The following is a 13,315-nucleotide window of genomic DNA, read 5'->3' on the forward strand; positions in this document are numbered from 1 at the left end:
CAAGCGGCTGGCTTGTGTTTTACGATGCTACCGTATGCGTCCGGCCCTGCATAAGCGGTTTCCGCCTTTCCCTTCATGCCACCCCCTGAAAAGTAGCGAATCACCATGCCCCCTTCATACCCGCGCGACCTGAGAGGCTATGGCCGCCATCCACCGGTGGCAAACTGGCCCGGCCGCGCCCGCATTGCAGTTCAGTTTGTGCTGAACTACGAAGAAGGTGGAGAGAATTCGCTGCTGCATGGCGACACCGGCAGCGAGCAGTTTTTGTCCGAGCTGTTCAACCCGCCTGCCTTCCCCGCCCGCCACCTGAGCATGGAAAGCATCTACGAATACGGCGCGCGCGTCGGCGTCTGGCGGCTGCTGCGCGAGTTCGAAAAGCGCAGCCTGCCGCTGACGGTTTTTGGTGTCGGCATGGCGCTGGAACGTTGCCCGGAGGTAACGGCGGCCTTCAAGGAACTTGGCCACGAAATCGCCTGTCATGGCTGGCGCTGGATCAACTATCAAATCGTTGACGAAGCCACTGAACGCGCGCACATGGCGCGCGGCATGGAAATCATTGAGCGCCTCACCGGCGAGCGGCCGCTGGGCTGGTATACCGGCCGCGACAGCCCAAATACGCGCCGGCTGGTGGCCGACCATGGCGGTTTTGAGTACGACAGCGACTACTACGGTGACGAACTGCCGTTCTGGCTGAATGTCGAAAAAACCGATGGCTCGTTTGCGCCGCAACTGGTGGTTCCCTACACGCTCGACACCAACGACATGCGTTTTGCCTTACCGCAGGGATTTTCGCAGGGTGACGATTTTTTTACCTACCTGCGCGACAGCTTTGACGTGCTCTATGCAGAAGGTGAGGAGCGGCCGGCCATGCTGAGCATCGGCATGCACTGCCGGCTGCTGGGACGCCCCGGCCGCCTGCGGGCGCTACAGCGTTTTCTGGATCATATCGGGCAGCATGACCGCGTCTGGGTGACGCGGCGGATCGACATCGCGCGCCACTGGAAACAGGCGCACCCCTTCAGTCCCGCAACCGCTTTCGTCTGGTCAGCCGCATGATTACAGTCACCCAACTCAACGCGGCCGCACAGGCCGAATTCGTCCAGCTGCTCGACGGCACTTATGAACATTCGCCGTGGATTGCCAGGAAGGCCTGGGCCAGGCGCCCGTTCACCAGCCTGGCGCAGCTCAAATTCGTCCTTGTCGAACTGGTTCGCAAGGCCGGGCGCGAGGCGCAACTCTCGCTGGTTCGCGCCCACCCGGAATTGGCCGGCAAAGCCACAGTGAGCAAACCCCTGACCGCTGAATCAGTCAGCGAGCAAGACCGGGCCGGCCTGAGCCACTGCACGCTCGAAGAGTTCGCGCGCATCCAGCAACTTAACGCCGACTACAGCGCCAGATTTGGCTTTCCCTTCATCTTGGCGGTACGCGGCCCGCGCGGGCTGGGCTTGAACCGGACCGAGATCATCGAGACCTTTGCGCGCCGGCTGGAAAACCATCCCGCCTTTGAACTGGCCGAATCCCTGCGCAACATTCACCGCATCGCGGAAATCCGCCTGAACGACAAGCTCGACCATACGCCTGAGCTTGGCAACCTGGTGTGGGACTGGGCCGAGCAACTCAGCGCCTACAGCGATAGCGGATATGCCGAACGCGGCGAACTGACCGTGACCTATCTTACCGATGCCCACCGCGCCTGCGCGCAGCAGTTGGCTAAGAGGATGCGCGAGGACTGCGGCTTTGACGAGGTGGCGATCGACGCCGTCGGCAACGTGGTCGGCCGCTATCTTGGCAGCGACCCGCAGGCCAGGAGTTTGCTGACCGGCTCGCATTACGATACGGTGCGCAACGGTGGTAAATACGACGGCCGGCTGGGCATCTTCGTGCCGATGGCCTGTGTGCGCGAATTGCACCGCCAAGGCCGGCGCCTGCCCTTCGACATTGAGGTGGTCGGCTTTGCGGAAGAGGAAGGCCAGCGCTACAAGGCAACCTTCCTCGGCTCGGGCGCCTTGACCGGTCATTTCGAAATAGGCTGGCTGGACCAGCAGGACGCTGAGGGCATCACGATGCGCGAGGCCATGATGCATGCCGGCCTGCGCGTTGGCGACATCCCCGGGCTCAAGCGCGACCCGGCCGATTACCTCGGCTTTGTCGAAGTTCACATTGAGCAGGGCCCGGTGTTGAACGAGGCTGATTTTCCCCTCGGCATCGTCACGTCCATCAATGGCGGCGTCCGTTATCTCGGCGAAATCATAGGCATGTCCAGCCATGCGGGCACCACGCCGATGGGCCACCGGCGCGATGCGGCCACCGCAGCAGCAGAGCTGGCGCTCTACCTCGAACAGCGCGGCAGCAGCGCGCCGCATCTGGTCGCCACCATGGGAATGCTTGAAGTGCCCAACGGCTCGATCAACGTGGTGCCTGGCCTTGCCAAATTCAGCCTCGACATTCGCGCCACCACCAACGAAGTTCGCGACGCCTGCGAAGCCGACGTGCGGGCGGAACTGCAGCGAATCTGCGAACGGCGCGGCCTGCAATGCAGGCTCGAAGAAACCATGCGGGCCTCGGCCGCACCCAGCGCACCCGACTGGCAGCTGCGCTGGGAGCGCGCCGTTGCATCGCTCGGATTGCCGGTTTACCGCATGCCTAGCGGCGCCGGCCACGACGCCATGAAGCTGCACGAAATCATGCCGCAGGCAATGCTGTTTGTGCGCGGCCTGAATGCAGGCATCAGCCACAACCCGCTGGAATCGATCACCAGCGACGACGCCGGCCTGTGCGTGAGCGCCTTTCAGAACCTGCTTGCACAAATTGCCATGGAACAGCCATGACCCCCGCTTCCCGCTACGCCGCGCTTGACGTTTGGATCGACGCGCATTTCGACGAGGAAGTGCAATTTCTGCAGCAGCTGGTGCGCGTTCCCACAGACACACCGCCCGGCAACAACGCACCACACGCCGAGCGCACCGCCGAGTTGCTCGGGGGTTTCGGTTTCGAGGCTGAAAAATACCCTGTGCCTGCCGACGAAGTCAAAGCCTGGGGGCTGGAGTCCATCACCAACCTGATCGTGCGCCGCCACTACGGCGCCGGCAAAATTATCGCCCTGAACGCTCACGGCGACGTGGTGCCGCCCGGCGACGGCTGGACGCACGACCCCTATGGCGGCGAGGTGGTCGATGGCAAGCTTTATGGCCGCGCCGCCGCCGTCAACAAGAGCGACTTTGCCACCTACGCCTTTGCCGTGCGCGCGCTTGAAGCCCTTGGCCAACCGCTCACTGGCGGCATCGAGCTGATCTTCACTTATGACGAGGAGTTTGGCGGCGAACTCGGCCCCGGCTGGTTGCTCAAGAAAAAGCTTGTTCAGGCCGACTTGCTGATCGCTGCCGGCTTCAGCCATCAGGTAATTACCGCGCACAACGGCTGCCTGCAACTGGAGGTCACGCTGCACGGCCAAATGGCGCACGCCGCCATTCCCGACACTGGCATTGACGCGCTGCAGGGCGCCACCGCGGTTCTCAGTGCGCTGTACCAGCAGAACTTGCGCTACAGGTCCATCACCTCGAAAGTCGCGGGCATCAACCACCCCTACCTCAATGTGGGCCGTATCGAAGGGGGAACCAACACCAACGTGGTGCCCGGCAAGGTGGTGCTCAAGCTGGACCGCCGCATGATTCCCGAGGAAAACCCGGCCGAGGTTGAGCTGGAGGTGCGCCAGGTCATTGCCAGCGCAGCGGCCAGCGTGCCCGGCATCAGGGTTGAAATCAAGCGCTTGCTACTGGCCGGAGCGTGGCTGCCCGACGCCGCCAATGCCCCACTGGTGCAGGCACTGCAAAAGCATGGCGCATCCATTTTTGGCGAGCCGATTCCCATTTCGGGCACGCCGCTGTACACCGACGTGCGGCTGTTCGGCGCCGCCGGCATTCCGGCTGCAATTTATGGCGCCGGGCCGAGAACCGTGTTTGAAAGCAACGCCAAGCGCGCTGACGAACACCTGTTGCTGGCGGATTTGCGTGGGGCGACAAAAGTGGTGGCGCGTACCCTGCTGGACCTGCTACAGGGGCCAGCGGTTTCGCAGGTACTTTGAATGACCATGTTAGGGACGGTCGGGGCTGGCTGAAATTCGCTGATTGAGAACTGCCTACAAAAAGCGGATTTCTGAATAGCGGGTTCAGAACAGGTTTGATCGTCAGCACTTTAAAATAGCGGCCGTTAACGTTCAGGGAAACCGCTCGCTGTGTGGACGAGCGCTCCAGTCCAGCCAGCCTGCGGAAAGCCAGAGTCTACGCAACCTCCGAGAGCCAAGGCATTGCGATGACCACAGACTCTGGCTCGGCCGCGCCGACCTCAAGCACACACCATTTGTTGAAGTGCGCTGTCTCATTGAGTCGACGCAACGCAAGAGTCAGTTAAAGGAGCGATGCAAAACATATCGTGTCGCGGGCGAAACTGACGCGGTCGCGGGCGCATGCCCGTAGATCCAACGCAATGTACCCCGCAAGATGCGGCTATAGGAAGTGGCAACTTCAACTACAAAAACCGGCATCTGGGCTTTGGGCGCCAGCGCTTCACGATTCTTCGGCTTATTTCATCAGTTTGAGATGGGTGACGATGTAATCGTCGCCGACTCGTCGGGCAACGAACCGAATCTTGTCGCCTTGCTTGACCGAGTCCAGCAGCTTTTGGTCTGACACGCCGAACTCCATCGTCATCGCCTCCATCCGGAGGTTTTCAATCGGTCCGTGTTGCAGCAAAAGCCGCTTTTCATTTTTGTAAACCTTCAAAACCTCTGCGCTGGCCATGGCGCGTGAGCCGGCGGCAGGTTTTTTAACCGGCCCGGCCGCGTTGGCGGAAAACCCGCCCTGCGCGGGCAACATCGCGCTTGCAGCGAATGCAATCAAACCGATAACTTGAACCGGCTTCATAGAAAGCTCTTTCGCGACAGCTGCCAGAACTTCCGGGTTTCGCCTAACTCAGTGCGGGATGTGGCCGCTGGCTGCCGGGCGGGTCCTTCTGCCGGTCGTGCCAGTTTGCTTCGCATTATCAGCAACCATACGGCTGGTATCACCAGCATGGAGAGCAACGGCGCGGTGACCATGCCCCCTACCATCGGTGCGGCGATGCGCTGCATCACCTCAGAGCCGGTACCCCCGTTCCACAGAATGGGCAGCAAGCCTGCCAGGATGACAGCGACGGTCATGGCCTTGGGACGAACGCGGAGCACGGCGCCTTCCGTGATGGCTTCCAGCAGAAGTGCTTCCGTGGGTACGGCGCCGGCTGCCAGACGGCGCTGCCACGAACCCTTCAGGTACACCAGCATCACCACGCCAAACTCCGCAGCCACGCCGGCCAACGCAAGAAAGCCCACCACTGTCGCTACCGAAATGGCGTGTCCCAGGGCCCAGATGAGCCAGAAGCCACCGGTCAGGGCAAACGGCACCGCCAGCAGGATGAGCAAGGCTTCGTCAAGGCGGCGAAAGGCCAGGTAAAGCAGCAAAAAAATAATGGCGATGGTGAACGGCACCACGACCTTCAGACGCTCGGATGCACGTTCCAGATATTCAAACTGTCCGGACCAGGCGATGGAATAACCCGCCGGAACCTTGACCTCATTCCCGACGCGCTGTTGCATCTCGGTAACTGCCGAGCGGAGATCACGACCGTGCAGGTCAACATAGACCCACCCGGAAAGTCGGGCGTTTTCGCTGCGCAGCATGGTTGGACCCTCCTCAATCCTGACAGCGGCCACATCAGACAATCGCAACTGCGCTCCTTTCTCAGTCACGAAAGGCAGATCGCGCAATTTTTGCAGCGAGTCCCGCACTTCTCGCGGATAGCGCACGTTGATGGGGAAGCGCTGCCGCCCCTCGACTACCTCTCCGACCTTGTCGCCCCCGATCGCCGATGACACCAGCAGCTGCAAGTCAGCGATGTTAAGCCCGTATCTCGACGCGGCGAGCCGGTCTATGGAAACGTCAATGTAGCGCCCCCCAACCAGGCGCTCGGCCAGGGCCGATGTGACGCCGGACACTTTCTTTACAGCCGCTTCGATCTCGCCCGCCAGGCGGTCGATTTCCGCCAGATCGGCGCCACTGACTTTTATACCTACCGGACTTTTGATGCCGGTTGCAAGCATGTCGATGCGGTTGCGAATCGGTGGCACCCAGATATTGGACAAACCGGGTACCTTGACTGCCTTGTCGAGCTCCCCGACCAGTTTTTCCGGCGTCATGCCGGCACGCCACTGGTCCCTCGGCTTGAACTGAACCGTGGTTTCAAACATTTCCAGCGGGGCCGGGTCGGTTGCCGTGTCAGCGCGACCGGCTTTGCCAAATACGCGCTCGACCTCGGGGACGGTCCGAATCATCCGGTCCGTCTGCTGCAGCAGTTCGGACGCTTTGGCGGCTGAAAGGCCAGGCAGAGCTGACGGCATGTAAAGCAGGTCGCCTTCATCCATGGCAGGCAGGAACTCACCGCCAAGTTGTGAAAGTGGAAGGATGACACTCGCCAGGGCCAGGACCGAGACGGCGATGGTGGTTTTCGGGAAGCGCAGGACCCAGACCAGGGTGGGCCGGTACAGCGCCATCAAAAAGCGGTTTACCGGATTGGCATGCTCGCGCGGAATACGCCCCCGGATAAGGTAGCCCATCAGCACCGGAACCAGGGTGATGGCCAGAGCCGCTGAAGCGGCCATGGCGTAGGTCTTCGTGAACGCAAGGGGTGCGAACAGCCGGCCTTCCTGGGCTTCCAGTGTGAACACGGGAATAAAAGACAGGGTGATGATGAGCAGCGAAAAGAACAGTGCTGGTCCCACCTCGACCGCCGCCTCTGTCACGACAGCCCAACGCTGCCCGGATTCCAGCTTTTGCTTCGGATGCGCCTCTTGCCAGGCTTCGAGGTGCTTGTGCGCATTTTCAATCATGACCACCGCGGCATCGACCATTGCACCAATCGCAATGGCAATGCCGCCCAGGGACATGATGTTGGCGTTGACGCCCTGATAACGCATGACAATGAAAGCCGCCAGGATTCCCACCGGCAGAGAAACCACTGCCACCAGCGAGGACCGCAGATGAAACAGGAAAAGCAGACAAACTGCGGCGACAACAATGAACTCCTCCACCAGCTTGCTGCGCAGATTGACCACCGCCCGCTGGATGAGTTGAGAGCGGTCGTAGGTGCTGACGATTTCGACGCCGGCAGGCAGACTGGCCTTGAGTTGCGTCAGTTTGGCTTTTACCGCTTCAATGGTTTGCAGGGCATTCTTGCCAGTCCGCATCACCACCACGCCGCCGGCTACTTCGCCCTCGCCATCGAGCTCGGCAATGCCGCGGCGCATCTCAGGGCCGATCTGGATCCGGGCCAGGTCGCCCAGCCGCACTACGACACCGCTGCTCGAAGCGCTCAGGGGAATGTTGCGAAAGTCATCCAGGCTAGCCAGGTAGCCGCGGGCTCTGACCATGTATTCGGTTTCGGCCAGTTCAACCACGGCACCGCCTGATTCCTGATTAGCCCGCCTGATGGCTTCCAGCACTCTGGCATGCGGAATACCGTAGGCGCGCAGCCGGTCAGGGTCGAGCACCACCTGGTATTGCCGCACCATCCCGCCGATGCTGGCCACTTCGGCCACGTTGGGTACAGACTTCAACTCAAACTTCAGAAACCAGTCCTGCAGGGCGCGGAGCTGACCGAGGTCAGTGTGCCCAGTGCGGTCGACCAGGGCGTATTCGTAGATCCAACCCACACCGGTCGCGTCTGGTCCGAGCGCGGCAATCGCCCCTTCCGGCAGCCTGGACTGAACCTGGTTGAGGTACTCGAGTACGCGAGACCTGGCCCAGTAGAGGTCGGTGCCATCCTCGAACAGCACGTAAACAAACGAGTCACCGAAGAAGGAGTATCCCCGCACGGTCTTCGCCCCCGGTACCGACATCATGGTAGTGGTCAGCGGATAAGTGATTTGATTTTCGACAATTTGAGGTGCCTGACCAGGGTAGCTGGTGCGAATGATGACCTGTACATCGGACAGGTCTGGCAATGCGTCGAGCGGCGTCTTCGCCAGTGACCACAGACCCCAGCCGACCAGGATGGCGGTGGCCCCCAGCACCAGAAAACGACTGGCAACGGACCAGCGGATAATTTTTGCAATCACTGGCCGGCTCCAGAAGCCACGGGAATGACGCTCTGCAATACATAGTCGTCACCTTGCTGAATGAAGTCGAACTTGACTTGCATGCCCACCTTGAGATCCTTGGCAAGCCCTTCCCTGGGAGTCTTGAATGACATTGTCATCGCACCCCACTTGAGTGATGCGATGGGTCCGTGGGACAGCCTCAGTGCGTCTTTGTCAATCGCCTCAATTTTGCCTTTGCCCGAGTGGCGTTCCGGCGCAGGTGCCTTCAAGGCGCCAGCGTCGAGTCGCCCGAGCGCGGACTTGATGCTGGCCTCCGAATCGAGCAGGAACTGGCCAGAAACTACCACCCGCTGACCCTCAAGCAGCCCCGACTTCACCTCTACATCGCCACCGCTGTCTCGTCCAAGCTCAACTTCCACCGGGCTGTATTTACCGCCCTCGCCAGCCACAATGACGACATTGCGCCTCCCGGTCGCAATCACGGCCTCTTGCGGCACCAACAGGGCTTGCTGCGCGCCGCCTTCCCTGAAGATGACGCGTACAAACATGCCCGGCTTGAGCAGGAAAGCCGTGTTGCGAATTTCGACCCTCGCTTTGAAGGTACGCGTTGTCGGATCAACGTCGGGAAGCACCGCCGACACCTTCCCGGCAAACGCCTTGTCCTCCAGACCCGGCGCCCTTACTTCGGCATTACTGGAGGGGCGCACCTGCAGGCCCATGGGTTGAGGCACGTCGGCCATGACCCAGACAGAGCTCAGGTCGGCAATGCGAAAAAGCGTCAGGCCGGGGGAAATCATGGACCCCTCCCGGACACCGAGTTCTGCGACAACCCCGGAAGTGGGAGCGGTCAAGGTGAAGCGGGTTTGCGCCACGCCCGCGCGCTCGGACCTGGCGATGACATCATCAGGTATCGACAGAAGTCGAAGACGCGCTCGCGCCGCCTCGACGAGCGCGTCCCCCGCTTGCGCACGCCGCACACCCATGTATTCTTCCAGCGCTGCGGCCCACTCAGGCGCATAGAAGGTCGCCAATGGCTGTCCCTTTCTGACGGGGTCAAGCAGCGCGCGGACGTGAAGCTTCTCGATGTACCCGATGACCCGGGACTGCACCACTTCGGTGGCTCGTTCGTTCTGCGTCACGACGCCGCTTGCCTCGAAGCTGGCGGACATGTCGCTCTTGCGTACCAGGCCGGTCCGTATGCCCAGGTTCTGGGCCAGCTGGGGGCTGACGGTCGCGCCGGATCCGCCAGCCGCATCGGCATAGACCGGAACAAGCTGCATGTCCATGAAGGGTGACTTGCCGGGTTTGTCGAACCGGGTGCCAGGCACCATCGGGTCATGCCAGTACAGCACCGGCCGAGCCGGTTTCAGGTCGCCGGTAGCGCCGACTGAATCGGGCGCGGCGTTGCTGGTCACAACGGCAGTGCGGTGAGCGCCCAGCTGGTAGGCGCTGACGGCGATCAGTGCGCTGGCAACGGCGCAAACGGCTACAAATACCGCTGTTTTCATGGGCGGGCTCCCGGTGCGACGGCCTTGGCGGTCTCCAGATAAACATACCGGAGCTCGGCCCACAAACGGGCAGTCTCACGTTCCAGGTCCAGCAGTTGCAGATGGATTTCGACCTCGGCACGTCTTGCCTCAAGAACGGTCGCCAGGCTGGACTGACCGGTGCGGTAGGAGGCGAGTGACAGGTCAACGCGCTGGCGGGCAAGCGGCAGCAGTGCCCCGGCAAGCCTTTTTCGCCGCTCAATCAAACTTTGCCATTCAGCATGATTGGACGCCACGCCGGCCTGAATTTCCCGCCGCAGGTTTTCGTGCAACTCCTGCGCTTGTTCGAGTTGTGAGCGTCTTGCCGCGATCTCGCGATCCTGCCTTTCAGAGGCATTGACCGGCAGAGGCACGCTGATGCCTACCGAAACCATGTTCGAGTACGCGCTGCCACGTTGCTGATAGGCAACTTCCCAGCTCCAGTTGGGCTGCTTGTTTTTTTCCGCTATTGCCAGTTCAGTTTTGGCAATGTCCAGCTCGCGGGAATGCTCCAGCAGCGACGGTGATGCGCTGACAATGTCTGGGCTCGCAAGGTCAGCCAACAGTTCTTCAATGTTGGGCGGCGTGCCAAGCGTCCTGTTCGCCTCCTCGCCAAGCCATCGCGCCAATACAATATGAGCAAGCCGTTCCTGCTTGTCAATCACCAGCATTCGGTCCCAGGTCTGCAAGAGCGCAGCGCTGGTTATGGGGAACTCAATGGCGGTCGCCTTGCCGGCGCGCAGCTGCGAATCCAGAGTTCGCAGCTGCACCTCCAGTTCGGCGGCCAAAGTCTTGAGGAATTCCCGCGACTTGACGGCGTAGAAACGATCCAGCCAGGCGATGGCGACGTCACGACGCAGATTGGCAGCAAGCTTGCGTCCCAACGCGTCCTGACGCGATGCTTCAAGCTCATTTCGTTCCCGGATAAGCAGTCGTTTGCCGGACGACACGTACTCCTGCATCACGCCAATCCTGCGCATGGTCATGAAATCCCTGCCGAGGCTCAAGCGCTCGGGCCCGGATATGGGAAGGTTGTCAACACCGGCGCGCAGCACCGGGTCTGACTGCTGGCTTGCTGCAATAGCGATGTGCCTCGATGCCTGCGCGCCAAGGGCGGCAGCGTTCAAGGCGGGCGCGTTGGCCTGTGCGATGCCGAGGGCCTCCTCCAGCGATAACGGACTTGCTGGCTCGGCCTGAAGCGGCAGCGTTGCCAGCGCCAGGCACAGCGATGTGATGGCGTTAACCGCACCACGGCGATTGATGATTGATAAAACTGGACCCATGACCTTCTCCTGAAAACATGGCAATAAACGGCCAAGCGACGCACAACAGCTACGCCACGAAGAGGTTTCGGGAAGTATCAAATGCGCAGCCGACCGGTGCGCCAAAGAGGGGGTGGGTAGGTGGAACGCCGAAGCGGTGGTGCCTGAACCAAAGCCTCGCTGGCGTCGGCAGTCTGCGCCGGAGTCGGAACAATGAGAAAAAGAACCAGCGCAGGGTTGAAGTCCAAAGCCTGCGCAGAAGCTACGGTCTGATTCCCCTGATCACAGTGCTGGAGACAAAGGGCCGGCTGTGCCATGTCTACATCAGCCATTCCCGTCCCGGCGCAGGGCATGCCGGCCATCGCGTTTTCAGTCACCGCCTTGGCCGTATTTTGTGACGAGCTCAGTGGATTCAGGCTGGGACAGGCATACGCCGACATCGCAAGCTGGGAAAATACGATTCCCAGCAGCGCGACCCAGGCGTAGAGCGAACGGCGTAAGGCTTTCATTGGACGCGCCGATTGTATGGCGCTGGTTGAAAGCCCGCCGGTTTGAGGAATTTCGAGTCGGAAACGCAAAAAAGCCATCATCATGGGCGCGGCAGGCCACCGGGCAATCGTCGCCATTACGGCCCGTCCCGCCCATGATGGCGCTCGGCCGGGGTACTTGAAGGGTCAACACGTTAGAACCGGTCAAACAGGCGCGGCAAATCTGCTGCCGCAATCGGCTGACCGCAATTGATGACCGAGAGCGCTACCGGACCTGAGCCGCACGCGGCCAGTTCAATGCGAACCGTGCTGCCAGGATCCGCTCAACCACCAGCATTGCCCAGCAGAAGTTCGCGGTGTGTACCCGTTTGGGATTGGAGCGCCTCTAGGCGCTCTTGTCGATCAATGTGCCGTCGGGCTTTTGCAACTCCAGTACAAAATTGCCGCCACCTGCAAAAAAATCGTTGGGCTATGTTTCAGATTCAGGGAATCCCCTTGATTCACGCCTCGTTGAGCAAGTGGGTGACGATGCCCCGCTTTTAAACCAGCGAATCAGCCTGTGTTTCCTACAGGTTGAGATTGGGGACGGCACACACCGCCAGGGAAACAAGTGCCGGCCCGATAAACGCTTGGACCGCGAGCCGGGTCGAAAGCCGGCGGCTGATCGACCAGCGCGATTTAAAACTCAGCGGCGCCAAGGGCTTTGGGTCAGAAGTGCGGAAAAGCCATTTTCAAGCCATTTCTGGACCCGCCCTTATGCCATTGTCTCCCTCATGGGCTGGTGATTGCCGCCCTGAACCGAATCCCAAACGTCGTTAAGATCATACGGAAATGACTAAAACCCTGTGGCAATTTCTGCTGACCTGTTTGTTGCTGGTCGCTCTACCCTCTCAAGGGTTTGCGGCGATAGGCATGGCAGTTTGCGGGCCCAATCACCACGCGGTTTTTGACATCTCGTCGCCTGCTAGCAACTTGGACAGCCGGGCAGCGCAAAAGGCGCCTGGCCGGGTTTTACATCAGCACGCGCTCGAGTCCTCCGATGCGCATGATGCGGACGGCCATGCCGGCCAGTCCGTCATGTTGTCTCCCGATACCGGCGCGTCAGGCAACGCCATCAAGGCCGATAGCGATCTCAAGTGCAAAAATTGTGCGCCTTGCTGTGCCAGTGCCCTGTTGACCAGCGAAGTCGTCACACCCGGCGCCCTATTGGCGGGTAAGACGGATTTTCCTGCCCTCATTACCGTTCTGACTTTCCCACCACTCGGCGGCCTCGACCGACCACCGCGCCTTCTCCTCGCCTGAGGGCAACAGACACGGGGCCGCGCGACTCGCTTTGAGTGCGCTAACTTTCCCTGTTGCCTACCACGAAGTCCCCGGGCGATGCCCGCCGGGGTAACACATTGTGATATGCGAGGTTTTCATGTTTTCCCTTTCCCTTCGCTGGACAGTATTGTCTGCAGCAGCAACTGCCATGGTGTGTTTGTCAGCCGCGTCTGCACAGGCGCAGATGCCTGCCAAAGAATCCGCTAGTAATGCGGCGCCTGCGCTGCAATACCAGTCGGCTCTTGCAAACTATCGAAAATTTGATGACCAACCCGTCAGCCCGTGGACGCAAGTCAACGACACGGTCGGCAAGATCGGCGGCTGGCGGGTTTACGCCAAGGAAGCGCGGGAACCCGATCCTGTGGCCACAAGTAAAACCATGCCAGGCAGCGCCACGGACCAGGTGAGTGAGCCGGGCCGGGCGATGCCCGAACCCTCCATGAACCACGGAGCCAAACCATGACGCGTGCAAACCAGCGGACTTATGGCAGACTGGTAATTAATGCTTTGGCGCTGGCGGTCCTGTCGGGTTGTGCCAGCGTCAATTTTGACCAAGCCGTTGCCAAGACCAATGAAGAGGCAAGCGCCTTC

General features: G+C 60.8%; 10 protein-coding genes. 5 read left to right on the plus strand and 5 right to left on the minus strand.

Annotated features, from left to right (window positions below; genetic code table 11):
* The first annotated feature begins 105 nt into the window (after positions 1–105).
* Genes puuE through HHJ19_RS15595 form a run of 3 tightly spaced genes read left to right on the plus strand, consistent with a single transcriptional unit; the run spans position 106 to position 4,081 of the window.
* Complete coding sequence (gene puuE / locus HHJ19_RS15585; protein WP_296908784.1) at positions 106–1,056, plus strand: allantoinase PuuE; 951 nt, start codon at positions 106–108, stop codon at positions 1,054–1,056.
* The gene (gene uraD, locus HHJ19_RS15590) at positions 1,053–2,828 is read left to right on the plus strand and encodes a 2-oxo-4-hydroxy-4-carboxy-5-ureidoimidazoline decarboxylase (protein ID WP_296908785.1); all 1,776 of its coding nucleotides are present in this window, start codon (positions 1,053–1,055) and stop codon (positions 2,826–2,828) included. Before puuE ends, uraD begins: the two co-directional genes overlap by 4 nt.
* Positions 2,825–4,081 carry a M20/M25/M40 family metallo-hydrolase gene (locus tag HHJ19_RS15595; RefSeq protein ID WP_296908786.1) on the plus strand — a complete coding sequence of 419 codons (1,257 nt, stop codon included), beginning with the start codon at positions 2,825–2,827 and terminating at the stop codon, positions 4,079–4,081. Before uraD ends, HHJ19_RS15595 begins: the two co-directional genes overlap by 4 nt.
* A gap of 496 nt (positions 4,082–4,577) precedes the next feature.
* On the opposite strand, the gene HHJ19_RS15600 is transcribed toward HHJ19_RS15595, so the two are convergent.
* The 5 genes from HHJ19_RS15600 to HHJ19_RS15620 all read right to left on the minus strand — a co-directional run bounded on the left by HHJ19_RS15600 (position 4,578) and on the right by HHJ19_RS15620 (position 11,422).
* On the minus strand, positions 4,578–4,919 hold the full coding sequence (locus HHJ19_RS15600; protein WP_296908787.1) for a copper-binding protein: 342 nt from the start codon (positions 4,917–4,919) through the stop codon (positions 4,578–4,580).
* Positions 4,916–8,143 carry an efflux RND transporter permease subunit gene (locus HHJ19_RS15605; protein ID WP_296908788.1) on the minus strand — a complete coding sequence of 1,076 codons (3,228 nt, stop codon included), beginning with the start codon at positions 8,141–8,143 and terminating at the stop codon, positions 4,916–4,918. Before HHJ19_RS15605 ends, HHJ19_RS15600 begins: the two co-directional genes overlap by 4 nt.
* Positions 8,140–9,633 (minus strand): efflux RND transporter periplasmic adaptor subunit, encoded by a 1,494-nt coding sequence (locus HHJ19_RS15610; RefSeq protein WP_296908789.1) that lies wholly within the window; start codon positions 9,631–9,633, stop codon positions 8,140–8,142. Before HHJ19_RS15610 ends, HHJ19_RS15605 begins: the two co-directional genes overlap by 4 nt.
* Positions 9,630–10,934 (minus strand): TolC family protein, encoded by a 1,305-nt coding sequence (locus HHJ19_RS15615; protein WP_296908790.1) that lies wholly within the window; start codon positions 10,932–10,934, stop codon positions 9,630–9,632. The genes HHJ19_RS15610 and HHJ19_RS15615 overlap by 4 nt, the downstream gene beginning before the upstream one ends.
* A gap of 77 nt (positions 10,935–11,011) precedes the next feature.
* Complete coding sequence (locus HHJ19_RS15620) at positions 11,012–11,422, minus strand: hypothetical protein (protein ID WP_296908791.1); 411 nt, start codon at positions 11,420–11,422, stop codon at positions 11,012–11,014.
* Positions 11,423–12,232: 810 nt separating this feature from the next.
* Here HHJ19_RS15620 and HHJ19_RS15625 point away from each other — a divergent pair.
* Positions 12,233–12,703 (plus strand): hypothetical protein, encoded by a 471-nt coding sequence (locus tag HHJ19_RS15625; protein ID WP_296908792.1) that lies wholly within the window; start codon positions 12,233–12,235, stop codon positions 12,701–12,703.
* A 205-nt stretch (positions 12,704–12,908) separates the two neighbouring features.
* Positions 12,909–13,187 (plus strand): hypothetical protein, encoded by a 279-nt coding sequence (locus HHJ19_RS15630; protein WP_296908793.1) that lies wholly within the window; start codon positions 12,909–12,911, stop codon positions 13,185–13,187.
* The last annotated feature ends 128 nt before the right edge of the window (positions 13,188–13,315 follow it).

This window comes from Polaromonas sp. (assembly GCF_012927415.1).
Taxonomy (GTDB): Bacteria; Pseudomonadota; Gammaproteobacteria; order Burkholderiales; family Burkholderiaceae_C; genus Polaromonas.